The sequence below is a fragment of the Mucilaginibacter sp. SG564 genome (genome assembly GCF_013149275.1).
Lineage (GTDB): Bacteria > Bacteroidota > Bacteroidia > Sphingobacteriales > Sphingobacteriaceae > Mucilaginibacter.
Genome location: NZ_JABGNA010000004.1, coordinates 223,528 through 249,970 on the forward strand (window position 1 = coordinate 223,528; position 26,443 = coordinate 249,970).

The 26,443-nt window shown below is 44.5% G+C and carries 22 protein-coding genes; 14 read left to right on the plus strand and 8 right to left on the minus strand.

Going from position 1 to position 26,443, the window contains the following annotated elements; genetic code table 11:
• Nucleotides 1–19 precede the first annotated feature (19 nt).
• The 10 genes from FHW89_RS10890 (at nt 20) to FHW89_RS10935 (ending at nt 10,595) form a co-directional block, all read left to right on the plus strand.
• The gene (locus FHW89_RS10890; RefSeq protein WP_172335066.1) at nt 20–1,648 is read left to right on the plus strand and encodes a RagB/SusD family nutrient uptake outer membrane protein; all 1,629 of its coding nucleotides are present in this window, start codon (nt 20–22) and stop codon (nt 1,646–1,648) included.
• Between the two features lie 300 nt (nt 1,649–1,948).
• Nucleotides 1,949–2,791, plus strand: a complete 843-nt coding sequence (locus FHW89_RS10895) for a phosphatidylinositol-specific phospholipase C/glycerophosphodiester phosphodiesterase family protein (protein WP_253952218.1) — start codon at nt 1,949–1,951, stop codon at nt 2,789–2,791.
• Between the two features lie 225 nt (nt 2,792–3,016).
• Complete coding sequence (locus FHW89_RS10900) at nt 3,017–4,069, plus strand: hypothetical protein (protein ID WP_172335067.1); 1,053 nt, start codon at nt 3,017–3,019, stop codon at nt 4,067–4,069.
• A gap of 114 nt (nt 4,070–4,183) precedes the next feature.
• Complete coding sequence (locus tag FHW89_RS10905; RefSeq protein ID WP_172335068.1) at nt 4,184–4,987, plus strand: cytidylyltransferase domain-containing protein; 804 nt, start codon at nt 4,184–4,186, stop codon at nt 4,985–4,987.
• A 26-nt stretch (nt 4,988–5,013) separates the two neighbouring features.
• Nucleotides 5,014–5,877 (plus strand): transketolase, encoded by an 864-nt coding sequence (locus FHW89_RS10910; RefSeq protein ID WP_371742444.1) that lies wholly within the window; start codon nt 5,014–5,016, stop codon nt 5,875–5,877.
• A 4-nt stretch (nt 5,878–5,881) separates the two neighbouring features.
• The gene (locus FHW89_RS10915; protein WP_172335069.1) at nt 5,882–6,820 is read left to right on the plus strand and encodes a transketolase family protein; all 939 of its coding nucleotides are present in this window, start codon (nt 5,882–5,884) and stop codon (nt 6,818–6,820) included.
• Between the two features lie 13 nt (nt 6,821–6,833).
• The gene (locus FHW89_RS10920) at nt 6,834–8,177 is read left to right on the plus strand and encodes an aminotransferase class III-fold pyridoxal phosphate-dependent enzyme (RefSeq protein ID WP_172335070.1); all 1,344 of its coding nucleotides are present in this window, start codon (nt 6,834–6,836) and stop codon (nt 8,175–8,177) included.
• Between the two features lie 147 nt (nt 8,178–8,324).
• Complete coding sequence (locus FHW89_RS10925) at nt 8,325–9,128, plus strand: SDR family oxidoreductase (protein ID WP_172335071.1); 804 nt, start codon at nt 8,325–8,327, stop codon at nt 9,126–9,128.
• Between the two features lie 112 nt (nt 9,129–9,240).
• A complete protein-coding gene (locus FHW89_RS10930; RefSeq protein ID WP_172335072.1) occupies nt 9,241–10,197 on the plus strand; it encodes a sterol desaturase family protein in 957 nt (318 codons plus the stop codon).
• 11 nt (nt 10,198–10,208) lie between these two features.
• Complete coding sequence (locus FHW89_RS10935; RefSeq protein ID WP_172335073.1) at nt 10,209–10,595, plus strand: multidrug efflux SMR transporter; 387 nt, start codon at nt 10,209–10,211, stop codon at nt 10,593–10,595.
• 262 nt (nt 10,596–10,857) lie between these two features.
• On the opposite strand, the gene FHW89_RS10940 is transcribed toward FHW89_RS10935, so the two are convergent.
• The 3 genes from FHW89_RS10940 to FHW89_RS10950 all read right to left on the minus strand — a co-directional run bounded on the left by FHW89_RS10940 (nt 10,858) and on the right by FHW89_RS10950 (nt 14,592).
• A complete protein-coding gene (locus tag FHW89_RS10940; RefSeq protein WP_172335074.1) occupies nt 10,858–11,652 on the minus strand; it encodes an alpha/beta fold hydrolase in 795 nt (264 codons plus the stop codon).
• A 122-nt stretch (nt 11,653–11,774) separates the two neighbouring features.
• Nucleotides 11,775–12,749: a tartrate-resistant acid phosphatase type 5 family protein gene (locus tag FHW89_RS10945; protein ID WP_172335075.1), complete on the minus strand. Its 975-nt coding sequence runs from the start codon at nt 12,747–12,749 to the stop codon at nt 11,775–11,777.
• Between the two features lie 346 nt (nt 12,750–13,095).
• Nucleotides 13,096–14,592 (minus strand): FAD-dependent oxidoreductase, encoded by a 1,497-nt coding sequence (locus FHW89_RS10950; RefSeq protein ID WP_172335076.1) that lies wholly within the window; start codon nt 14,590–14,592, stop codon nt 13,096–13,098.
• A 679-nt stretch (nt 14,593–15,271) separates the two neighbouring features.
• Between FHW89_RS10950 and FHW89_RS10955 the strand changes: the two genes are divergently transcribed.
• The 3 genes from FHW89_RS10955 (at nt 15,272) to FHW89_RS10965 (ending at nt 19,553) form a co-directional block, all read left to right on the plus strand.
• On the plus strand, nt 15,272–16,192 hold the full coding sequence (locus FHW89_RS10955) for a ThuA domain-containing protein (RefSeq protein ID WP_172335077.1): 921 nt from the start codon (nt 15,272–15,274) through the stop codon (nt 16,190–16,192).
• Nucleotides 16,193–16,811: 619 nt separating this feature from the next.
• Entirely contained in the window at nt 16,812–18,194 is a 1,383-nt protein-coding gene (locus tag FHW89_RS10960) for an MFS transporter (protein ID WP_172335078.1), read from the plus strand.
• Nucleotides 18,195–18,674: 480 nt separating this feature from the next.
• A complete protein-coding gene (locus tag FHW89_RS10965; RefSeq protein WP_172335079.1) occupies nt 18,675–19,553 on the plus strand; it encodes a cyclase family protein in 879 nt (292 codons plus the stop codon).
• Between the two features lie 11 nt (nt 19,554–19,564).
• Here FHW89_RS10965 and FHW89_RS10970 read toward each other — a convergent pair whose 3' ends face one another.
• Both FHW89_RS10970 and FHW89_RS10975 read right to left on the minus strand, forming a co-directional pair.
• Nucleotides 19,565–20,206: a DUF2306 domain-containing protein gene (locus tag FHW89_RS10970; protein ID WP_172335080.1), complete on the minus strand. Its 642-nt coding sequence runs from the start codon at nt 20,204–20,206 to the stop codon at nt 19,565–19,567.
• 95 nt (nt 20,207–20,301) lie between these two features.
• Nucleotides 20,302–21,765, minus strand: a complete 1,464-nt coding sequence (locus FHW89_RS10975) for a tagaturonate reductase (protein ID WP_172335081.1) — start codon at nt 21,763–21,765, stop codon at nt 20,302–20,304.
• A gap of 307 nt (nt 21,766–22,072) precedes the next feature.
• Between FHW89_RS10975 and FHW89_RS10980 the strand changes: the two genes are divergently transcribed.
• Complete coding sequence (locus FHW89_RS10980; protein WP_172335082.1) at nt 22,073–23,104, plus strand: LacI family DNA-binding transcriptional regulator; 1,032 nt, start codon at nt 22,073–22,075, stop codon at nt 23,102–23,104.
• Nucleotides 23,105–23,235: 131 nt separating this feature from the next.
• On the opposite strand, the gene FHW89_RS10985 is transcribed toward FHW89_RS10980, so the two are convergent.
• Genes FHW89_RS10985 through glpK form a run of 3 tightly spaced genes read right to left on the minus strand, consistent with a single transcriptional unit; the run spans nt 23,236 to nt 26,339 of the window.
• Nucleotides 23,236–24,018, minus strand: a complete 783-nt coding sequence (locus FHW89_RS10985) for a hypothetical protein (RefSeq protein ID WP_172335083.1) — start codon at nt 24,016–24,018, stop codon at nt 23,236–23,238.
• A 41-nt stretch (nt 24,019–24,059) separates the two neighbouring features.
• Complete coding sequence (locus FHW89_RS10990) at nt 24,060–24,797, minus strand: MIP/aquaporin family protein (RefSeq protein ID WP_172335084.1); 738 nt, start codon at nt 24,795–24,797, stop codon at nt 24,060–24,062.
• Between the two features lie 36 nt (nt 24,798–24,833).
• A complete protein-coding gene (gene glpK / locus FHW89_RS10995) occupies nt 24,834–26,339 on the minus strand; it encodes a glycerol kinase GlpK (RefSeq protein WP_172335085.1) in 1,506 nt (501 codons plus the stop codon).
• Nucleotides 26,340–26,443 lie beyond the last annotated feature (104 nt).

The window sequence follows — 26,443 nt, forward strand, 5'->3', positions numbered from 1 at the left end:
AACAGTTAAACAAACAAAAATGAAAAAGATATTCATATTATGTGCCGCGATAGTTGTGACGATGGGCACATTCTCCTGTACAAAACTAAATGTACCTGTTGAATCGCAGTACGTAAAATCAAACTTCCCGGTAACCGATGCAGATTATATCGCATTATTGGGTACTATTTACTCCAACCTGTCATCAAGTTATGCAGTGCCGTACTGGCGCATGCAAGACATGGCAACAGACGAGGCTATTTTACCGGCCCGTGATGGTAACTTTGACGATGGCGGTCAATACAGGCAGTTACATTACCATACCTGGACCTTTGACCATCCAAATGTAATAGGAGTATGGCAATGGGGTTTTGGTGGTATCAACACTTGTAACCGTATCATTAGCGTTATTAACTCATCTCCGTCATCTGAGGCAAAAAAACAATCATCAATTGCCGAGGTTAAAGCGATGCGTGCCCTGTACCTGTATTTCATGATGGACCTGTACGGTAATGTACCTATCATTACTGATTTCCCGGTGACCACACAGCCAGCAACACAACCACGTGCCAAAGTATACGCCTTTATTGAAAGCGAGTTAAAAGCTGTTTTACCTTTATTACCAGCCAAAAGCAGTAACGCGGCAACAAACGTATCACAATACGGCCGCCCAACAAAAGGGATGGTATTTGCCTTATTGGCAAAAATGTACCTGAACTCCGGGGTATATGTAGGCACTAACCGCTACCAGGAAACCGTAACCATGTGCGATAGCGTACAGGCTAACACCAATTACTTTCTGGATGCTAAATACAGGGATATATTTTTACCAACCAACGGCCCTGCGATCAACGAAACCATATTTGCTGTTCCTTATGACCAGCAAATACCAGGTAACCAGTTTACCCGTTTTGGTTTCTTTTACTACCTGGTACAGGCATACGGTTTCAATGTAAATTTAAGTATTGCCATGAGCACTACACCTGAGTTTTACAACCGCTTTAACATCCCTGGAGATGACCGTACCAAAACCTGGCTGGCAGGTCCACAATTTTACCCTGACGGTAATGGCGGCTTTACTAATCAGCCAGTTTACTATCCTGCAGGAACTGTAGGAGTTCCCGCAAATACACAAATTAACATTATACCTACACTAACCCTTACCGGAAAGAAACCTATGGATTTGGGTAACGACGTGCTTACCTCACAAGCCGAAGGCGTAAGATCTATTAAATATTATCCGGATGTTAACATCATCCAGGCAACACGTTTAAACAGTAACGACGTACCGGTATTCCGTTTAGCGGATATTTACCTGATGAAAGCCGAAGCCATATTACGTGGAGCCACACCAACCTCTGTAAACGGCGACCTACAAGTTCCGCTTACTTTAGTAAACAAACTGCGTGCCCGCGCGCATGCACAAGCTGCCTCGTCAATTGATCTGGATGGATTGTTGGATGAGCGTGCACGCGAACTTTCATGGGAAGCATGGCGCCGTAATGACCTGATCCGCTACGGCCTATTTGAAAAAGAATACCCGCTGCCGGTAATGGGTGGAAAAACGGACGATCTGAAAATGAACACAGATCCAACCCGCAGGTTATACCCTATTCCATCAACCGAACTAAAAACCAATCCTAACCTGGTTCAAAACCCTGGTTATTAATTCTTAGAGCAAGGATGAGGGGAGCAAAGAACAAGGATTCCCTCTTCCTGATACATAATTTTAGAACAAGGAGCAAAGATAAAAAATCTTTGCTCCTTGTTCTTTTTTGTACCTACCCTTTATCCCAGAGTCCCCAATCCAAAAGTCCTTATTCCTTGATCCAAAAACCTTTGCTCCCAAAGTCTTTGCTCTTTGATCCAAAAATCCTTGTTCCTTAAGAAACATTAATAAAAAATTTGTTAACCATATGCTAATATTTACAACATATTTAAAAGGTACCTTCGGGCAACAAAACAATTAATGATGCAAGCAGCAAGCTTTTGCCTAAAGCACCTGAAATTATTGTTCGTAACACTCCTGGTATTTACTGCCTTTAATGCCTACTCCCAAAATGTCCCGCTCGCCAATGCCTTTGCCCATAATGATTACTGGCACAAACGCCCTTTGTACGATGCTTTGGACAACGGATATACCCATATTGAAGCTGATATATATTTAAGGCGCGGAAAGCTCGTTGTAGCTCATTTGCTCCCGTTTTTTAAAAGACACCGTACATTGGAACGTCTTTATCTCGATCCGCTGGCCAGCTGCATCAACGGCTCAAACGAACAGGAATCACGTATTGTTTACCCCATTACGCTGATGATCGATATTAAATCAAACGCAGTTAAAACATACCAAGCCCTGTCGGCCGTGCTCGAAAAATACAAAAACATACTTTCGGGTTACGAGGATGGTGTATTTGTTCAGCGCCAGATCACGATAGTAATAACCGGACACAAACCTTTGGAGATCCTTAAAAACCAACAAAACCGTTTGGCCTTTATTGACGAAGATCTGATGAAGGTTCAGCAGGATACCTCATCGGCCAATATCTACCGCACCGCAAGCTGTAAATACTCCCGGCTGGTTAATTGGAATGGCAGTGGAGCTTTCCCGGTTTTACAAAAGCAACGTTTGTGCAAATATGTGAGCCTGGCACACCGGTACGGTAAAAAAGTAAGGCTTTGGGCTTCGCCCGAAAATCCGGCGGTTTGGAACGAATTGCTCGACTGCGGCGTCGACCTGATCAATACAGATAAACTTCCCGAACTTAAAAACTTTTTAACCAGGCGGGTAGCTTTTTCGGCAAATGCCAAATAAACTTAAATCATTAGTATATAATGCGTTAAGTTAAAATTAAGCTAATGCACAATTAACTATTTCATAACTTTAAATTAGCATTTAATAAAAGTAACAGCCATACTTTTAATCCATTGCGATGGTTTTAATATTTAGTGTATAATTTATTATAATATTTTATATCCATAAAGTTAAGCATACCAGAACATACAACATTTGCCTTAACAATTAGTGATCAAACTATAAATGCAGAAAATACTGTTCATTACCGGTTCTGTAAACCAAACATCACAAATGCACCAGATAGCAAACGAGCTGCCCGAGTTTGATTGCTGGTTTAGTCAGCTATTTACAGATAGCTATATATTAAATTTATTGATCAATCATACTTCATTACTTAACGGCACCATACTTTCAAATTATTACCGTACCAATTCCGAAAAATATCTTCATCAACACGGATTGCAAATTGATTATGGTGCGCGGTTAAACCAATACGACCTGGTAGTTTTTTGCTCGGACATACTGGTACCCCACCGCATGCGCAAAACCAAAACAGTATGGGTACAGGAAGGCATGGTTGATAAATATACCCTGCTGAGTAAAATAGTAAAAACCTTGAAGCTGCCTACTTTTCTATGCGGTAACACCTCATTAAACGGCTCAGCAAATGTTTGCGACATTTATTGTTCTGCCTCATCCGGCTACCGCCAATACTTTATTAAAAACGGCACGGATAGTCATAAAATAGCGGTTACCGGCATGCCTAATTACGATAACCTGGAGCAATTTCGGGATAACGACTTTCCGCACCATGATTACGTAATGGTAGCAACTACCGATATGCGTGAAACCTATCGTTTCGAGAACCGGCCGGCTTTTATCAAAAGTGCGGTTGAAATAGCAAACGGTCGGCCACTGCTGTTTAAACTACACCCAAACGAAGACGCAGAACGCGCCGAAAAAGAGATCAGGAAATATGCACCGGCAGGTACCATGATTTTCAAAGCAGGTAATACCAACCATATGATAGCCAATTGCTGCGAACTCATCACCCAATACTCAACCGTAGTGTATACCGGTATAGCTTTAGGCAAAAAGGTACACTCCTGGTTTGATGTGGATGAGCTTAAAAGACTCGCTCCCGTTCAAAATGGAGGTATATCGGCAAATAAAATAGCCCAGTTATGCCGGGCATATATCAGCCATAAAGGCGCACAGGAAAATTTTGATGTACAAAAGGCTTTAAATACACAAGGTATCCCTTTTTACACCGAGCAACTGGTAGTTAATTATTAAGGGAACAAGGACTTTGGGAGCAAAGAGCAAGGATTTTGGGAACAAAGGCTTTTGGATCAAAGACAAATTCAATAAATCACTAATTCGCTAACTCACTAATTCAATAATTAAAAAATGGTGATCATCGTACAGGCCCGAATGGCATCGACCCGTTTACCCGGGAAGGTGATGTTACCTGTTTTGGGTAAAACTATATTGGCTATGATGATAGAGCGCCTGCAGATGATACAGCATAAGGCCACAGTGGTAATAGCTACATCTGTTAACCCGGAGGATGATATTATTGAGCAGGAAGCCCACTCGCTGAACATCCCCTGTTACCGGGGCGATCAGAACAACCTGCTCGATCGTCATTACCAGGCGGCCTTGCAACACAACGCCGATGTTGTATTAAAAATCCCTTCAGATTGCCCGCTGATAGATCCACAGGCCATTGACCGCGTGCTTACTTACTTTTTTGATCAAACCGTTACACCCGACTATGTAAGCAACCTGCACCCCGCTACCTGGCCCGATGGCAACGATGTGGAGATCATGACTATGGCCTGCTTAAAACAAGCCTGGGAAAACGCGGAGAAAAATCTGGAGTTGGAACATACCACCCCTTATATCTGGGAAAACCCGCAACTGTTCAATATTGGTAATGTTACCTGGGAAACGGGTTTGGATTATTCCATGTCGCATCGTTTTACGATCGACTATCAGGAGGATTATCTGTTTATCAAAAGGGTGTTTGAGGAGCTTTACCCGATAAACAAAAATTTCTCCTGTGACGACATACTAGACCTGTTGGAACGCAAACCCGAGATCTACCAGATCAATGCCGGTTATGCTGGTGTAAACTGGTACCGCAACCATTTAAACGAGTTAAAAACCATACAACCGGAGCAAACCAAACAAGCGCCGGTTAGCCAATAAAATATTTAATTTATAACCATTACCCCGTGGAAAACACAAAACATAGCGAGCAGGAATTACAGGCCATAGCGCTAAAAGTGCGCGAACATATTGTGCGTATGTCAACCGCAGGCGGCTGCTTTACCGGCGCCTCCTTATCGGCAGTTGACATGATTGTTTACCTGTATGGCGAATTCCTGAACCTGACGCCCTCGAACTTAAAAGACGTTAACCGAGATTATCTGTTCCTTTCCAAAGGCCACGATGTGCCTGCTTTATACGGCACATTGGTTGAACTGGGCTTCCTGGAAAAAGAGCGGCTGGAAAATCATCTTTCTTTGAACGATCATATTTACTGGCACCCCAATACCCATATCCCGGGAGTTGAATTCCATTCAGGCTCATTGGGCCATCTACCCTCGGTAGCTATCGGTGTGGCTCTGGATCTGAAGATCAGCGGCAGCGATAACAAAGCGATCTGCATTATGGGTGATGGCGAACTTAACGAAGGCACCTGCTGGGAAGCTGTATTGGTAGCCAATGCTTACAATTTGGATAACCTGATCTTTGTGATCGACCGTAACCATTTCCAGGCTAATATGCGCACCGAGGATCTGATACCGCTGGAGCCTTTGGCACAAAAATTTGAAGCCTTTGGCGCGGCGGTGAAACGCATCAACGGCCATAGCTATACAGAATTACATGATGCCTTTAGCGCCTATCCTTTTCAGCAAGGCAAACTCAATGTGGTTATAGCCGATACCGTAAGAGGTAAAGGCCTGCCCAGCATACAGGAGCGCGCCGACCGTTGGTTCTGTAACTTCTCGGCCGATGAAGTTGAGCAGCTTTTATTGGAATTGCATGGTGAACATACCACCTCGTTAACATCAGAAACTTTAATTGTCAGATAATCCCATGACTTACGAAGAATTATTAACCGAAACGGCCCTGAACGATGAACAGGTAATAGTGATGACAGCCGAGAACCGGGCACTGGTGCGTAACCTGCCTGCGGTTTTGGGTAAACGTTTTATTGATACCGGCATTACCGAGCAAACAATGATCGGCGCATCAGCTGGTTTGGCCCTGCGTGGCCGCAAACCTGTAGTACATGCCCTGGCTGCCTTTTTAACCATGCGCGCCTTTGAGTTTGTACGTACCGATTTGGGGATTGCCAATTTACCGGCAAAGCTAAGCGGCTTTATTCCCGGCTTTTTATCAGATGCCAATGGCCCTACCCACCAGGCTATCGAAGATATTTCTATTATGCGGGGTATCCCCAATGTAACCGTTTTTGCCCCGGCGGATGAGGACGACCTGGTAAAAATGCTGCCGGAGATCTGGAAATCGCCAAACCCGGCCTATACCCGCATCAACACACGCAAAACCAGTCACGTGCATGAGCCTTTTGAATTAGGCAAAGCCGAAGTGATCAGTACAGGCAGCGATGTAACCATTTTAACCTATGGCTTGATGTTTGAGCAGGCACTTATCGCAGTTGAAGTATTACAGAACGAAGGTTTATCCGTTGGCCTGGTGAACATGCGCAGCCTTAAACCGGTTGACGAAGCCATCATTCTACAGGTAGCCGCCAGCAGCAATCTCATTGTTACCCTCGAAGACCATTTCCTGACCGGCGGCCTGTATACTATTGTTGCGGAGGTTTTGCTGCAATACCAAACAACCGCTAAAGTTATGCCTATCGCCCTGAAAGAAAGATGGTTCAAACCAGCATTATTACCCGATGTATTACAAAACGAAGGTTTCTCGGGCAAACAAATAGCCGAAAGGATCTTAGGCTATCAAACCGGGTACTCACAACCATCCATATTAACCCCAGAGTTTTCAGAATAAAAAAGATTTCACCATGGCTAATAAAATACAGTTAAGCAACAACTATCCCGACATCACCGAGTCGGACAAAATATATGAGCGCGCTTTAAAAGTTCAAAAACCGGTAACCCAAACCCTGGCTAAAGGTCCGGGTCAGTTTAGCAAAGGCGTAGCGCCTAAATACCTGGTAAAAGGCAAAGGCTCGCACGTTTGGGATGTTGATGGCAATGAATTTATCGATTATAACTCGGCTATTGGCCCTATTTCGTTGGGTTACGCCTACCCTGCTGTTGATGATGCCATCCGCGAGCAATTGAATGATGGCATCACCTTCTCGCTGATGCACCCACTGGAAGTGGAACTATCCGAACTGGCACAACAAGTGATCCCAAATGCTGAGGCTGTTAAGATAGCCAAAACAGGCGCTGATGTGTGCTCGGCAGCCATCCGTGTTGCCCGTGCATTTACCGGCAGGGATAAAGTATTTTGCTGTGGTTACCATGGCTGGCATGACTGGTACATCGGTATCACCAGTCGTAACGCAGGTATCCCCGGAGCTATTCAGGATCTTACCTATACTTTTGAATACAACGACATCGATTCGATAAAAGCAGCTTTAGACGAGAGCGTGGCTGCCCTAATATTAGAGCCTTTTATTTTTGAAGCTCCTAAACCCGGCTTTTTACAGGAACTGGCCGAGGCATGTCGCGAAAACGGCACCCTGCTCATTTTTGATGAAATGTGGACAGGCTTCCGCATTGCTTTAGGCGGTGCGCAGGAATATTTTAACGTAAAGGCCGATCTTGCCGTATTCTCCAAGGCATGTGCCAATGGCATGCCGATAGCCCTGCTTACAGGCAGAGCGGATGTGATGGAGCTTTTTAATTCCGAAGTATTCAGTTATACCACCTTTGGCGGTGAGGCTTTATCATTAGCAGCCTGTATAGCTACCATCAACGAGCTGCGCGACAAGAACGTACCGCAATACCTTGATCAGCATGGTGCTTTGCTAAAAGATGGCTATAACCAGATCGCCATATCATTAGGTATGGATCAGTATACCCGCTGTATTGGTTACAACTGCCGCAGCATGGTAACTTTTACCCCCGAAGCAGGCAACGCACTGGAACTGAAAACCCTGATGCAGCAGGAAATGATCAAACGCGGTATCCTTTGGGCCGGTTTCCATAACATGTGTTTCAGCCATACCTCTGAGGATATCGACTACACCCTTTTAGCCTACCGCGACGTATTGCAGGTAGTTAAAGAAGCCATTTTAAGCGGCGATGTAAAAAGCTATTTAAAAGGCGAAGTACTGGAAGCCGTTTTCCGCAAGGTGAGCAATTATAACATTAAGCCAAAAACAGCGGCACTATAAATAAGAGGAGAGAATCAAGATAGTAAGAATCAAGAGCCAGGAATTAAAAAAAGTAAGAATGATAAAAGGTATCCAACAAAGGTTTTGTCTTGATTCTTGCTTCGTACTATCCTGACTCTTATTATCTTGATTCTCCTATAAAAATATATGGAACTATTTTCATTACAGGGAAAAACGGCTATCGTGACCGGGGCACTGGGGCTTATCGGGCAAAAGCATTGCGAAGCATTGGCCATGGCCGGCGCCAATGTGGTAGCTGCCGACATAGACGAAAAAAAGGTAGAAGCCTTTGCCGCCAATCTGGGCGAACAGCATGGCGGCCTGAAGATCGACGTAACCAATAAACATTCCCTGGAAGCTGCCCGCGATCAAATACTGACCCGCTATGGCAGCATCGATATACTGGTGAACAATGCTGCCATTAACGATATGTTCGAGAACCCCGCTATGGCTAAAGAGCTTTCGGCATTTGAAAATTACCCGCTTACGGCCTTTCAGCAATCGCTCAATGTAAACGTAACAGGGGTGTTCCTTTGCTCGCAGGTATTTGGTACGGTGATGGCCGAACAGCATTCGGGTAGTATCATCAACGTAGCTTCTACCTACGGTATGGTAGGACCCGATCAGTCTATATACAAAAACCCTCAGGGCGAGCAGGATTTTTATAAATCTGCCGCCTACCCGGTAACCAAAGGTGCGGTCATCAACTTTACCCGTTTTTTGGCTGCCTATTGGGGTAATAAAGGGGTTCGGGTAAACACTCTTTCGCCGGGTGGTGTAGAGAATAACCAGAATGATTTTTTTGTTGAGAACTATTCGGCCAAAACATTATTGGGCCGTATGGCCAAAGCAAACGATTACCAGGGCGCGCTGATATTTTTAGCCAGCGAAGCATCCGCATACATGACTGGCGCCAATCTCGTGGTTGACGGCGGCTGGACAGCGATATAGTTTACTTTAGCATCAAGTAGTTAGTATCAAGTATCGAGACTTTTGAAAACCGTCTATAAACGATATCCTGGTACTTGATACTTGATACTAACTACTTGATACAAACTAAAAAATGCCACAGGAAAAACTACTTACTGTTACAACCACTATACTGGTTTTGTGGATCATATTCATCATTGCCTGGGAACGGATATCGCCCTATCGCAAGGGATTAAAATTTTTCAGGGAAGGTTTTTGGATCGACCTGGTTTGGTATACGCTGATACAAAGCTATTTCTTAAAGATCCTGATATTTGATTACATCATCGCCCCTGTTCAACATCATTTTGATTGGTCTTCCTTTCAATTTGTAACGCATTGGCCAATAGCTGTGCAGGTATTGTTTTTCCTGGTGACGCACGATCTGTACATCTACCTGTTCCATCGCTTACAGCATCGCAGCAAGTTCCTTTGGCGTACACATGAGGCCCATCATTCGGGCAAAGAAGTTGATTTTCTGTCTGGATCTCGCTCGCACATCATCGAGATCATCATCAACCAAACCATTGAATTCGCACCTATCATTTTATTAGGTGCCGATCCGGCAGTAATTCCCATCAAAGCCCTGTTGGATGCTATGTTTGGTATGTTCATCCACGCCAATGTGAATGTAAAACTGGGCAAGCTCAAATACATCCTCAACACTCCTGAATTGCATTTATGGCACCATGCCAATTACATCGAAGTTTTCCATGCCAATTTCGCTACCAAATTTGCCATCTGGGATCACTTGTTTGGCAGCGCTTATGACCCGGGGCATGCACCCGGCAACGAGCGCGAAAACTGGGGCCTTGGCTACGAATATCCCCGTGACTATTTTATGCAGCACGCCTTTTCGGTGAAGCGCTTCGACGAAAAAAAACTATTGAAATACAAATGGTTTGAGCGCTACTATAATCTACGACCGAATATTTTATCGATATTGCTGTCACCATTTAATAAAAAAGACTCAAAAGCAACTACCAATATAACGGCACAAGCTATCAACACCACCATAACCACTCACCCGCAAGAAGAGATTTTGCAATAATCCCATAACCTTTGGCCTGGATATATATCATCATAGCAGCAGTATTTGAAACCGCGTGGACGTTCTCGGTAAAATACTTTAAACTAAGCGATTTGAAACTGCTTACCTGGCACAACTTTTACCGCGTTGATGTAAGCTTCCCGTTATTGGCGCCATTGCTGGGCTATATCCTGTTTGGAGTGTGTAATGTATATTTCTTCTCGTTGGCTATCAAAGAGCTATCTACAGCCACTGCATACGCCATCTGGACGGCCGCTACCCTCGTGTTCATCAAAATAGCCGAAATGGCTTTCTTTAATAAAACCATTACCTGGATGGAAGTTTTCTTTATCTCCCTCATCATGATCGGCATCATGGGACTAAAATTCTCCGTATCACATATTAACCAGGTACCGTAACGGCGAGATTTTTGGAGCAAGGAATAAAAATAAAAAATATGTCATTGCGAACTTAGTGAAGCAACCTACCCGCGTTTATACATGCCACGAGATTATTAATATTTTGTTTGGTTTTAAAGGTATTAAATAAGCGCCCTCCGGTCGGTTGTCTTCGTCGTTCCTCCTCGCAATTGACATGGTGTTTTTTGACTATGGTCAATGAACTATTTATTGTCTATGAATCATGGACCATCGTCTATAGACCATCGGCCATGGTCAAAAACTATTTTTCCCTAAAACAATCCTCCGCAAATTCTCCAATAAGTGCGGACATGGCTTCGGGTTGATCAAGCTCGATACAGTGCCCGGCATCGCTGATCCTGAAGATCTGGTCTCGCCATTTAGGCAAAATAGTACGGTTCAGGTAATCAGCCTTTACTATGCCTTCCTGCTCACCATAAACTACAGCTACCGGTATCCCGGCCGATGTAATATTGGCTACCTTATCAATTGCCGGGGGGTTGCCCAATGATTGCCCCAGGTAGCCCCGCATATCCGGATCGGTTTGTTTAAATACCGTTTTATAGTGCTTTTTAACTTCATCGCCTGCCAGGTAAATAAACCTGTCTATCAGGTAATCGATCTCTTCTTCGGATGGATGAGCCTGAAATGCTGCCGTTACCCCGATATTGGGCTGTATCATATCTTTAACCGTAATGTTTTTGGACGATAGCATAGCGGCCGATAATAAAGCGCCCTTACACGATGTCGGGAACGGATTCAGTTCGCTGATAATGCTGGTGCCTAATGAGGTGCCTATCAAGATGTATTTTTTATCGGCATAATGCTTTAAAAAAGCATTCAGGTGCGCTGCAAGCCCTTTTGCTGTATAATCCTCTTCAGGATTGGTACTGCGAAAAGACGAGCCATGTCCGGGCAGGTCAACCGCTACTTTGGTGTACTTTTGTAACACAGGCTGGGCTATCACATTATCCCAGGTATGTAAAGATTGGGAGTTTCCGTGTACAAATATCAGGAAATGCCCACCATTCCCTGTTGTTTCACTATATAAGTTCATATGTTGGGGTTTTGGTAAATGTTTACGGCAAGTATAAAGTATACCGTTGAAATAGCCTATCACCAAATGTGGGGAGGGGCAAGCCAATCACCAGCTATTGCCTATGGACCATCGACTAAAAACTATTTCGTCAGTTCCGTTTCGTAAATCACCTTACCAACCTGGTTAATGGCTTTTACATTGAGCTTGCTGGAATTTACCGAGAACGCCATAAAGCCGTGTTCAGATGCCTGGAACTTGCTGTAGGATACCCCGGCAGTTACAGGCGTGAGCTCCGAGCCTGCGCCCGAGATAAACTGGTGAGTAAAACCTTCCGGTTTCAGGTGTTGCAGGGAATGATCGTGGCCCGACAGGTAAACATCAACCTTATGCTCCTCAAATATCTGCGGTAATATTTTCCGCACAGTTAAAGTATCAAAATTGCTTATACGCGGCCCAACCGTATAATACGGGTGGTGGCCGATCACTATTTTCCATTTCACATCTGCAGATGCTTCTTTCAATGTTTTGCGCAACCACTGCATCTGCGTATCCACATAATCTTTCAGATGCTCATGCAACATAGGATCGGTATCGATCATCACCAGCAGAGCGCTGCCTTTATCTTTACCTAACGAAACCTCTTTGGAGTAGTAACGCGCAGGCATGTTCCATCGGCGGCTTACCTTGCTATAGCGAATCTGCGCGTCGGGATCGGTCAGGTAATCGTGGTTGCCTAAAATGGGATACCAGTCGCACTGTAAGGAGTGCGCGGTATAGATATTTTCAAAAGAGTAATGTATCTGCGGATCCATTTCGCTGATGATGCCTTTGGGATAAAAATTATCACCTACCGATACCACAAAATCATTGGGATGCGCGGTGGCCCATTGCCCCATTTGTTTGGCTACTTCGGCCTGGTCATATTCGCCGTTCCGGCCCCAGTCGCCAACGGCCAAAAAGTGCAGCTTAAATTCATCGGCCAGCGCTGCCCGGGGCGATACGTCGTCGCTGTCCAGATGCGTAACCCGTTCTTCAGCAAAAGCCTCTAAGGGACCAATCAGCGATGCGCCAAGGGCGGTAAGCGTAGCGTTTTTTACAAAATCTCTGCGTTTCATATATCGGGCAAAACCGTTGCTTAAATACCGGTTTTAAGGAGCCTAAGATATTAAAGAAAGCGGATTGTAAAAGGATAACAAATGTTTAATAAATTGTAAAATCAAATGAAGTAGGATATCGACTCACCCGTCTGCGCTTCGCGCATAGAGGGGGAAAAGATTTGTCATGCTGAACGGAGTGAAGCATCTATTATTGAACTTTTCAATTGCAGAGTAGATCCTTCGTTCCTCAGGATGACAAAAAATAAGAGAAAGTGTGCCCTCTTTGCGGCAAAGCCGGAGAGAGGGCGGTCCAGCGCAGCGTAGACCGGGTGAGTTGGCTATACACCCGGTTAGTAATGTTCTGTCATACCTTGCCAATTTCCTGCGCTACCCGCTGCGCCGAGCGGATGCACGACTCCATCCCACGGCTCATATTATCGGCATAAGTACCTGCAAAATAGATGTGTCCTTCGGGCAGCATTACCTGCGGCCAGAATTTGCGCATGGTGCCTATCGGGAAAGGCTGCATTTCGCAGGCCGGGGCAAAGCGGTCTTTTGTCCAGTCGAAAGTTAAGGCTTGTTCTATCGTATCATGTTTGCCCGGGTAAACGGACCTGAAAGCAGCCAGGACACGCTCGGGCGAAATACCGCCCGGGCCAAAAGCTTTCAGGATCACGCGCTGAGTATCTACCTCGTTGGTTTCTTCCCATATGGAGGAAATATCCGGATGCTCAAACTCCATATTGATGGTTTTGAACCCATCTTCGAGCCAGAATTTGGAACTGGCCTCGAACACATAAAAAGGGTGCGAAGAATAACCCATACGGTTAACCACATACTGCTTAGCCGGCGACAATGGAGGGCTAACCGGGATATTTTTAAAAATAGGCAGCGTGATACAATTCACCAGGAAATCGGCCTTCATTTCCTGCACTTGTGTCATACCATAAGCTTTGTAGGATACTGTTACCCCTGTACTATCATGCTTAATGGCCGTAACCGGATGATTCAATTTAACCCTTGCACCCAGGCGTTTGGCAAAAGCGATGGGCAATTGTTCATTACCGTCCTTCAGGTGATAGGTATCCCCTTCTGATGACGGTATACCACGGGATTTCATCAAAGCCGACCGCCAAAGCACATACAGGGCATTGGTTGTACTGCCACCCAAAAACCGCAGCGCACCCGGCGAAGCGCCTTCTTTTTTATAGATCTGGCTTATGGCTATCTGGTCGTAATCATCATAACCAACGCCAAATGGCTGATATGGATCGGTAAATTTATCCAGGTACGGTTTCAGGTAGAAATCGTTCAGAGCATACATGGGATTTTGCGACAGAAATTTGATCTCCTTTTCATTAAACCCGAATTTGGCCAACACCGCTGGATCTTTCATCATTTCGGGTGTATAAAATTTACCATCAATCATTTTCAGGGTATGATTATCCGGCGCGGCCTCAGAGCCCTCGGCATGCGGGTATGGGATGGCCTTGAGCTTAAATTCATCCACATATTCAAAAAAACGTTCATAGCCGGGCTTGGTAATATGGTCGGCACCAAAATCGGCATAGAGGCCATCAGATAAACCATCTCTCCCGGTAAATACATGGCCGCCATAACGACCGCTTGCTTCCAGTACCACTACCTCGTGCCCGGCCTTCATCAGCTCATAAGCACAGCAAAGACCCGTTATCCCCGCACCTGCGACAATTACTTTTTTACCGCTTGCCATGATTGGCTTATCGGCAGATTTTATGCTTACGCGCTCTTCTGCTGCCCTGATAATCTGCGGACCAAGAACTGTACCTGCACCCGCCAGCAAGGTGCCTTTGATAAATACCCTTCGTTTGATATGAGCCATTGTGTTGTTTTATAAGGTAAATGAAGTTTAGCCCAATAAGCTACAGACCTAAATATACTATACAAAGGGTTTTATAAACAAGTTATATAAGAATATTCGCATGTCGCATAGTCAACTCACCCGGTCTACGCTTCGCTGGACCACCCTCTCTCCGGCTTTGGCGGAAAGAGGGTTGGAACCCATTCCCCCAGCAAGTCATTGAAATGACGCGCGTTTTTTCTTTCCCCGTCAGCAGATAAGCTTCGGGTGAAAGCGGGCAGAACAATGGTGGCCCGGTGCGGCAGCAAGGGCATAGCAAGTTTTGCAGAAACATAAGGATTGCGTGAACGAAGTAGGGCAAATAATTGCAGCCCGTGGTTCTGCCCGGTTTGCAGGGTAAAGGCTATGAGCGCAAAGAAGCCTCTCTGCTGAGGCCTTTTTGGTTACTTTTGTGGCGACAAAAGTAACTGGCCCTCCCGCGGCCAAGAGCGGGTATACGCCTTGTAAAGCCACTCTGCACAACTTAGGAGATTGCTTCGCTCCCCGCAATAACGCGTGAAGGGAAAAATGCAGGCGAATACAAAGGCGATGAGCACTGCCTTTTTATAAAACTTTTACAACAACTTTTTTACGTTTTGGCTTTCGTTGCCATACCACACAGGTAGCTGCTTATCCTATCTTTATACCGCAAATTAATTCCATGAAATATCTTAAATATAGCCTCATCATTACCGCCTGCCTGTTATGCGCTGTAGTGTGCGCTAAAAATCGCCATAAAAAAATCATCCGTGTACTTATTGTAGATGGTTTCAGCAACCACGACTGGAAACAGACCACCAAAATGGTTAAGCAGATACTGGAAGGACCGGGTCTGTTTCAAATAACAGTTTCCACCATACCCATAAACCTGCAGGATACTACTGTGCAATCCAACTGGGAACCCAACTTTAAAAAATATGATGTAGTTATTCAAAATACCAACAATATCCAGAACCCCAAGCTAAAATGGCCCTTACGCGTACAGCGTGAACTGGAAAACTATGTTAAAAATGGCGGCGGCTTATATATCCTGCATTCCGCTAATAACGCTTACCCCGATTGGCCCGGGTATAACCAAATGATAGGCTTAGGCTGGCGGTCAAAAAACTTTGGCTACGCGCTCCGGGTTGATTCCTTAGGTAAAATAGACAGCATACCTCCCGGCCAGGGCCAGGATACCTATCATAACGACCGGAGCAACCTGCTGATCTGCGTATTGAATGAGCACCCCATAAATGCAGCCTACCCTAAACAATGGCTTACCCCCGATGTTGAGCTGTACCGATTTGCACGCGGACCAGCACAAAACCTCAAGGTACTCTCCTACGCCAACGATCCGCTCACGGGCATCAACTGGCCTGTGGAATGGATAGTGAAATATGGCAAGGGAAAGGTTTATGTATCCAGCATGGGCCATTTATGGAAAGGTGATACTTATCCGCCCGGCTATCGCTGCGTAGGTTTTCAAACCACCATGATCAGGGCCGTGGAATGGCTTGGAACCGGCAAAGTGACTTTTCCCCTACCAAAAAACTTCCCGACAAGTACAGCGGTGAGCATGGTGCCGCCTGAGGTGAAATAAATTAACCAGGTTGAGCTAAATTAGCTTACTGTTCGTACTTTTAAATAAACATGCAGGAATTAATAGGATTTGTTATCGGGCTTTTTTATCTCAGGCTATGTGCTTACGCGGGATCTAAACGCTTAATGGGTGCCTTTAATGGAATCATGTATGGCATGCTCTTTTCATTTTTAGGAATCCTGTTTATCCTATCCTTCAAACGACTGGACGATCGTAAAGCTGATATTTAGCGTATAATTGGCTAATGCTGACGCACGTGTCACGTGCACCAGCGAGGGGTTGTCATACTTCGACTGAGCTCCATGGCATCCATCAAAAGAGCGAAAGCTTTGTGCGATTCCTTCCCTCGGGAAGGGGAGGAAGGGGTTTATGGAACAAGGATAATCATCGCGCGTAGAAACCCCTCCCTCCCATTACACCTACCCTACGCACCCCTCCCGTGGGGAGGAAATTAAAAATGACTTCCATCCCCATGGTATCATCTTCGGGATACCCTAAGTGGACAAAAACAACAAAAACATTTATTCATATTCGATATGAATATCATATTTCATTTAAAACCGAAGTGTAATGTTTTTGAGGGAGGTATCTTTGTGTTGTAAACTAATAGTTACAAATCATGGCAGATACGGCGGTAAACAAAGGACACCAAACAAAATCACCATTTATTTTTATAGTAGGCACCACCAGTCTGGCCTTTGTGGTATCGCAGCTGGATGTATCCATCGTGAATATCGCGCTACCGCAGATCTCAGCCTCGTTCAAAGCAGATATCAGCGAGTTGCAGTGGATAGTTGATGCCTATACCATCGCTTTTGCGGTGCTGATGCTATCGGCAGGAGGAATGAGCGATCTGCTGGGTTCAAAACGCCTTTTCCAGTTTGGCCTGTTGGTGTTTGGTATCGCATCTGCGGGTTGCGGCTTTGCCTGGAATCCTTTTAGTTTGATTGCTTTCCGTGTGTTGCAGGGCATAGGGGCAGCAGCCATGATCCCCAGCTCCTTATCTATCCTAAACCAGAGCTTTGCCCACGAGGCCACCCAGCGCAGCAAAGCCGTTGCCTGGTGGACAGCCGCCGGTGGCGTATCCATTGCCGCCGGACCGATCCTGGGCGGATTGCTGATGCATGTGAGCAACTGGCGCATGATATTTTTTGTGAACGTACCTATCTGCCTTGTCGGCATCTTACTAAGCATAAAGCTACAGGAAAGCGAGAAGCACGAAAACAAAGGTTTTGATATTCCTGGTCAGTTTACCTGGATGCTGGCCCTTACCGCGCTTATAGCCGCTATTATTGAATTACACCACCTCGGTTTTAACAATCCCATCATCTATGGCGCGTTGATTTTCAGCGCTATTATGTTCATCATTTTTCTGCGGATAGAAAAGAAAGCCAAAGCCCCCATCCTACCGCTTGACCTGTTTAAGTCGCCCGTTTTTAATGTATTGGTATTACAAGGCATTGTATTAAATGCTACCTATTACGGTACCGTATTTGTGCTGAGCCTGTACTTGCAAAATGTACTGCACTATCCTTCGCTCACCGCGGGCATGGCCTTTTTGCCGCTTACCGCCGGATTTATCATCTCCAACCTCATCAGTGCTAAATTGATGGCCAAATATGGCACACGCGTACCCATCATCACCGGGCTTACCATTGGCGCTATCGGTTATGCGGGACTGCTCATCGCTCATGCCCATACGCCTTACTGGCAGCTGTTCTTTCCCTTTATTATTATCCCCCTGGGTATGGGCCTTTCCGTACCCGCCATGACCACAGGTATCCTATCCACCGTGGCCAAAACACGATCAGGCACGGCATCAGCAGTACTAAATACCACCCGGCAGGCTGCAGGAGCCATGGGCGTAGCCGTATTTGGCGCCATGACCAACGGCGGCCCCGAAGCCATAGTACACGCCATAACCATAAGCTCCCTTATCTCGGCAGCGGGTATACTTTGTATCCTTTTGCTGATCTATAGGTATTTGAAGATAGATAAGTGAGATTAGAGGATCATTGGACGAAGGACGAGAGGAGCACATAGGAGTCATCCTGAACTTGTTTCAGGATCCCACAGGACGAGTTAACCAGCATATTGAATATCTTACCCGTGGGGTGCCGAAACAAGTTCGGCATGACTGAATTTTATGGATATTCCAACCAAATTTTAGTATCTTTATTTCAATCAACAGCCCGGATGTCTTTCAGCAGACATCCGGGCTGTTTTGTTAAGGAATAACCCCAGACAAAAAAGCCGACCGCTTAGCATTTAGTTATTTTATAATTAACTCTTTAATACTCTTTAATACTTTTTAAAGTTTAAAAAACGCATCAAAACGGACTTGAAATTTGTTAAAATCAATGATTTTGAATAATTTTTAAACTGTTTTTGCCCCTGTTTCGACTAAAAAAATGTTAAAATTTAAGGTTTAAAAAGTTTTTTTGGCCATATTGATCCCATCACCAAAACAGACCAAACAACCATGCCCGATAAAAGAGTAGTTTTTGATTTTGATATTTCTTTCACCAATGGCGGCGGCATCCAGGGCCAGGATTTTCGCCTGGATATTGCCGGCGATACCATCAGCGACCAGGAACTGGCCGACTATATTGTAAACGATATGCAACTGCTTATGGTTGGTAAGGTTGCCATTCTGAACAAATACTACATCGAAGAAAAACACAAGCGCCAGGCGGTTAACCTCGTACCTGATGAAAAATATATCGACCTGAGTCACACCATTTTTAATGGCCTGGTAACTTATAAAGGCTTACCCGCGCCTATCATTTGCGATTACCTGAGTCGGGAGCAATCCAAAGCCAACTATGAACCGGGAACAGAGTTTCAGATCGGAAAAATTGAAATGGTAACCAATACCGGTACTTATATCGACTGCCCTTTCCACCGCTTTGCCCATGGTAAAGATTTGTCAGAAATAGAACTGGAGCGCTTTGCCGATCTGGATGCTATCACCATTAACGCCCAAAATGCAACCGAAATTGGCAAGAGCTATTTTACCGGTAAAGAGATCAGGAATAAAGCCGTATTAGTTTATACGGGCTGGGCAAAACACTGGAACACACCGCAGTATTTTGAAGGCCACCCATACCTTACTGCCGAAGCAGCTGAATATCTGAAGGAATGTAACGTAAAACTGGTAGGCATTGATAGCCATAACATTGATGATACCAAGGGCAAAAGTCGCCCGGTACATACTATTTTACTGGGCGCCGAAATACTGATAACAGAGCACTTATGCAACCTGGACAAATTACCCGAGAGTGGTTATAAGTTCAATGCCGTACCACCCAAATTTAAAGGCGTGGGCACATTCCCGGTAAGGGCATACGCCAGTTTTTAATTGTTGAAAGCTTATATAGTCTGAAGGATCTGCTCTTGTTTTGCGGATCTTTTGCTGATGATGATCTCGGCAATGATCAAATTAGGTACCCAGCACAACCAGGATACTATACGGTAAGCGGGTATAAAATCGTGGAAAACAAAAGCAGATAATAAAGGCAACCAAATGCGTAAAGTAACCGCGGCCAAAGTGAGCGCGTAATTGCGTATCATCCAGTTTTCATGCCGGTATACATCCCTTTTCAGGATGCTGGTATAAGCATTAAACACACTTATAAACCATAACATAGCTAATATGCCAAAGCCCAGCACATTACCAATGCCCCCGGTTGCAAAAAAAGCGATAAATAAACCACTGATGCTACTCAGCGTAACGGCAATAACATAAATTTTGCCAACCAGGCGATGCGTGCTCAAATATTTTTGGCGCAGTTTGTTGCTAAACTGGCTCCAACCGGTTAGCAGGGCAATACCACCAAAGGTAATATGCGTATAAAACGCTGCATACCATACGGAATTACTTAATAATTCGCGGGGTTTGGTGCTGAGCAAGCCGTTGGTCTTTATATCCGTAAAGTAATAGGCAAGCGGGTAAAGGCCTATTACGATGGCAAAAATAACAATGGAAATCCAGGATATTTTTTTCAGCTTCATGCAGTTTAGTATGGTGATTGCCTTTACTTTAACGCTTAGATGATGTATGCCAAAAATTTGTTACAGCCCGGCAAAAATTAACATGACCCGCTACCCTATTTGAAACTGCGAAACCGTTCAATTATAGCATCTTCGAATCCTGATAAGGCGGTAAGATCGGCATCCCAAAGCTCGGTATTAGTCAGTATCTGATGTATGGCTACATTGGTTTCAGAATTTGCCCAAACCGTGGCAAAGTATTCGGCAAAGCTATCGGTAACCCGATACTCCAGCCCGTTCATTTTCCCGGTGTAATGGCCATCGTTACTTAATTTGATCTGCATGAACCTGATGTAGGCAGCAAAACCAAGCACCATATGTTCGGGGATCGAACTGTTTAGCTTATAGTAGTTTAATAATAAAGGGACCACCCTCATTTTGATCTTAGTAGTGTATTGTACTGAAATACTCAACCATTCATGCCTGATGTAGGGATTACGGAACCTGTCGAGCACCTTACCTGCAAAATCTGTTGCTATATTTTCATCGATTTTATAGGGGATGGCGGGCAATATCTCCTCATACATCAAGGGCGTGATAAAATTGATAAAGGTTTCATTGCTCATGGCTTCCTTTACCGTGGCAAAACCCTGCAAAATGGCCCAGGCACAGCTTAAAGTATGTGTACCATTTAGTAAACGTAATTTAAGCTCCCTGAATAATTCAATATCAGAAGTTATAACAACACTTTCATCAACCTCATGAAATGATAACACCAACCTGATATGATCGTCTCCTTCAATGGCCCATAGGCTATAGGGCTCTGCTATGATACTTAGATTATCTGTATAGCCACTTTTTGCTTCCAGCTCATCATTCAATACCTTATCTGGCCTGCCTGGAACAATACGGTCAACCAGGGAATTACAAAAATGGTTATGACTTTCCAACCAATCCATAAAAGCGGGTTCCAACTTGTTCAGATGCGCCAGTTCAAGTACTATGGACTCTAACTTTTTACCATTATCCGTTATTAGCTCCGTGGGAATAATAACCAGCCCGCTATCAGCACTACCATTAAAAGCCTGATATCGTTTATACAATACAGCCAGTAATTTTCCAGGATAGGATTCCGGGGGATGCTTGCTGATGTCTTCTTTTACCAATTTAATACCAACCTCTGTAGTATTGGAGATGATCACCTGCAAATGAGGGCTCTGAGCCACCTCCAGGATAGCAGCCCAGTCGATTGTAGCAGATAATACACGACTGATGGCCGAGCATATAACCTGCTCATTTATTTCCTGACCATTTGCAATACCTTTTGTATAAATAGTATATAAACCATCCTGTTTATCAAAATCACTTGCCGAACCTGTATCGGTTGATTTCACCACTACTATCCTACCATTAAAAACACCATTACTATTGGCTTTATCAATAAAATAATCGGGTAAGCCGCGTAAAAGTACCCCGGTACCAAATTGTAATACCTTTTCAGGAAGTTCAAATATTTGTGTATCCGGCAGGCCTGATACCGGCAAACTGATTTTGTTTAAATTATATCTGGATAAGATCATGTATTCAATAAAAAGATGAATTTATCGATTATAGTTGGTTTATTGCTATTGGTATACTGAGCATTTCCTATTAACAGTAAAGCTCAATTACTAAACAAGATTAAGTACAAGTAGCTAATAAAAAAAAGATATGCGGTATTAAAACCGTGCAAACGTTCCCGGAAACGTTTGCACGGTTTAGTGAATTCAAATGTATCTGAATTGACACGAGAGATCTGTAATTTTACACTAACTTAGCCAATTAACAGTGTACCCTTATTGTAAACCAACACTAAGCTGGCCTCTTGAAATACCAGTAAGCTAAATTATGTTTGAATCTTATACCATAAAAGATATAGCCAAGGCGCTGGGTCTGTCGACATCAACAGTATCAAGAGCATTGAACGGGAGCTATGAAATAGGTGCCGAAACCAAAAAACTGGTACTGGAATATGCCGAAAAAGTTAATTACCGGCCAAATCCTATAGCGCTTAGTTTAAAAGAACAAAAGAGTCACTCTATTGGTGTTGTGGTACCCGAAGTGGCCAATACCTATTTTTCGCAGGCTATTAATGGTATTGAGTCAATCGCTTATAACCGTGGCTATCATGTTACCATTACACAAACCCATGAATCGTTCGACAGGGAGTGCACCAATGTGAAGCACCTGTTGTCCAGGCATGTGGATGGTCTGCTGGTTTCCTTATCTGCCGAATCAACTGATACTTCCCAGTACAAATATCTGCATGAAAAAGGATTCCCCATTGTATTTTTCGACCGGGTTGCGGCTGATGTTGACACCCATAAAGTAATAGCCAACAACTTTCAGGGATCCTTTGATGCTGCCGAACTCCTGATCAATATGGGTTTCAGAAAAATAGCTCACATAACCAGCTCTAACAACCTACTCATCAGCAAAGAAAGATTCAATGGTTTTAAGGCAGCCCTCGACAAGTATAATCTTGATTTTAAACCTGGTTATTTAAAACACTGTAATCATGGAGGCATGATACAAGATGAGGTAGAATTGGCCATTAAAGAGCTCTTAAACCTGAACGAGCCCCCGGAAGCCATTTTCATCGGCAGCGACCGCCTTACCATCAGCTGCATGCATATACTCAAAAAGCTGGGTGTTAAAGTTCCTGACGATATAGCCATCGCCGGCTTCACCAACTCCGACGTGGCCGAGCTTTTTGATCCGCCGCTAACTGTAGTACGTCAACCGGCATTTCAAATAGGGCAATTGGCTACCGAAATGCTGATCAAGACCATTGAAAGTAAATGGCCTGTTGAGGAGTTTACTACAGAACTGGTAGAAACCGAACTGATTGCCCGGGCATCATCGCAAAAGCGGAGATAATATTAACACCGTCTTTCTAATCCCCTCAACAGAGTAATAGCCCCTGATTAGACATTTGCCAAGAAAGGCTGTCACCCTTTTTGTGATATTATTAATGTATATGTCTATTACTCTCAACAGACCTCAATCATTTAAAAAACATTCATAACCAATTGCAATGCCCCGTATTTATGCTCCGGACTAAACATTGCCGTAGCCGAAATTGGCAGGTGATAGTTAAAAAGTACCAGTTCCTTATTCAGCGTTAAACCGGCATTAACAATATTGGGCTTTGATCCGTAAAAATTTTGGTCACGGCCAAAAGCAAATGCGCCTGCCGCAAAAATATGCAGATCGGAGGTTCCTTCTTTCCATAGCCTGTAATCCAGTATCACGTAATTGGAGTAGGCATTGCCTAAATCGCCATTGCTTTTAACATAGGTATCCCGGCCCTGCACGATAGTGCTCCAGTTAATACTCAAAGGAAACGAATCCTTAAACTGGTAACCTACCGTAACATCAATAAAGTGCGATGTGCTGGCTTTGTTATAGTTAAACAGATCGGCATTGGGGTAATTGGTAAAGTTGTTGATATCCCATACCGAAGCACTAAAGCCTGATTTTTTATCCTTATAGCTTACATAATAGTCAAACTCCTTGTAATCGCCTGTAAAACCGGCACCGCCCCATAGGCCAACGGCAAAACTACCATCGCGGGTGGTGTAGTGCATATCTACGTCTGTAATAGGCGCATTTGATACTTTAAACCCGCGCCATATATATAACGACCTTACCTGTAAGTTAACATCAAACGGACGGTATTTTTTTACAACAACTGAGTCTTTTTTCCTTGCTGTGGTATCCTGGGCCCTGCTTTGAAGACAAAGGCATAGCCCAAGTATGGCCAAAAGGCCACCTTTATAAATCGTTTTCATAAAACTCTGGTTTTAAAAAGAAATAATAATTGGTTTATATGTTAATGCCCTATAGCTAGGCTGGTATATAAAAAAGCAGCTATCGCGGCACCAATTACAGGACCTATAACAGGTATCCAGGCATACGCCCAGTCGCTGGTACCCTTGCTTTTGATGGGTAAGATAGCATGCATGATGCGTGGCCCAAGGTCGCGGGCAGGGTTAATAGCATAGCCCGTTGTACCACCCAGCGATAAGCCAATTACCCAAACCAATAAGGCTACAGGTATGGCACCTACCGATCCTAAGCCGACGGGTGTTTTGCTTGGGGTGATCTCGGCCCCGGAGATATAAAAAATGGTGAATAGCAGTACAAATGCGCCGATGATCTCGCTGGCTATGTTTGATTTATAATTACGCACAGCAGGTCCGGTACAAAAAACGGCTAATATCCCGCCTGGGTTATTGGTGCGCTGAAAATGGTCGTAGTACATCAACCACACTAAAAAAGCGCCCAAACATGCTCCTAAAAGCTGTGCAGCTATATAAGTTGGCACACTTGCCCAGGCAAATTTACCGGCAATGGCCAACGCAATGGTAACCGCGGGATTTAAATGCGCCCCGCTATATGGCCCGGCTACAACCACACCTACAAAAACAGCCAGCCCCCAGGCAGTGGTAATAACTATCCAACCGCTATTATTCCCTTTGGTATCATTTAAAACAACGTTGGCAACTACGCCATCGCCTAAAAGTATAAGCAACATGGTGCCCAACAACTCAGCTATGAATGGTGACATATTGATATTAAAATTAATGGTGAATAATCAAGTTAATTAAGCCTCAGGCAGTTCATCGGTCCAGGATTGCGCGGCATGAATCGCTTTTTTCCAACCCTTGATACCCTTTTTGATCTCAGAAAGATCAGCCTCCGGCGTAAATTCTTTTTCTGATTTCCATAGCTGTTGTATCTCCTCTACGCTCTCCCAATATCCAACCGCTAAACCTGCCAGGTATGCAGCACCCAGGGCTGTCGTTTCAACTACATTTGGCCTGATCACCTTACAATTCAACAGGTTCGATTGAAACTGCATCAGCAGGTCATTCGCTGTAGCGCCACCATCAACCCTTAATTCTTTAATTTCCATCCCACTATCAGCCTCCATCGCTTTGAGTACGTCCATAGTTTGATAAGCTATAGATTCCAATGCTGCACGGGCAATGTGCGACGCCGTAGTTCCGCGACTCAAACCGACTATAGTTCCGCGCACATCAGGCTTCCAGTAGGGTGCCCCCAAACCAGCAAAGGCTGGTACAAAGTATACGCCCTGTGTATCTTCAACAGCTAAAGCCAGTTTTTCTACATCTGCCGATGTTTTGATGATACCCAATCCATCACGCAGCCATTGCACTACTGCCCCACCGATAAATATGCTGCCCTCAAAAGCGTATTGTATTTTCCCGTTAATTTTCCAGGCGATGGTGGTTAACAGGTTATTTTTTGATTCGATAAACTGATCGCCGATATTCATCAGCATAAAACAGCCTGTTCCGTAGGTATTTTTAACCATGGCTTTTTCGATACACATTTGCCCAAAGAGCGCGGCATGCTGATCGCCGGCAATACCCGCGATCGGAACTTTAGAAGCAAAAATAGTGGTTGCTGTTTCGCCGTATGTCTCGCTGGATTGTTTCACTTCCGGCAGCATGCTTTTAGGTATATCCAATAAAGCTATCAATTCATCATCCCATTCCTGGGTCTGGATATTGAACAGCATGGTACGGCAGGCATTGGTAACATCGGTAATGTGTACATGTCCGCGGGTAAATTTCCATACCAGCCAGCTATCTACGGTACCAAAAGCCAGTTCGCCTTTCTCTGCTTTGGCACGGGCGCCTTCTACATTGTCCAGTATCCACCTGATCTTTGAGCCGGAAAAATAGGCATCGATTACGAGTCCTGTTTTGGAACGGATCATATCTTCGTGACCATCATGTTTTAATTTATCGCAAAAAGCAGCGGTGCGCCGATCCTGCCAAACGATGGCATTGTACACCGGCTCACCTGTATTTCGATCCCAAACAATAGTCGTTTCGCGTTGGTTGGTGATGCCAATAGCTTTCAGATTGGTACCGTTTATGCCCATCTTAACGGTGGCTTCTGCTGCTACACTGGCCTGTGTCGACCAGATCTCGTTCGGGTCATGCTCAACCCAACCCGATTGCGGGAATATCTGTTTAAATTCTTTTTGAGCAACAGATTTAATTTGCCCCTTGTGATCAAATACTATAGCTCTTGAGCTGGTAGTTCCCTGGTCTAATGCTAAAATGTAATCTTCCATAATTTACGTTTTTCATTGGTTTTATAATTAATAATTGATTTAGCCTCACTCTGCCCTCTCCATCCCGATAGCTATCGGGAGAGAGGATTTTATTACATGAGGGC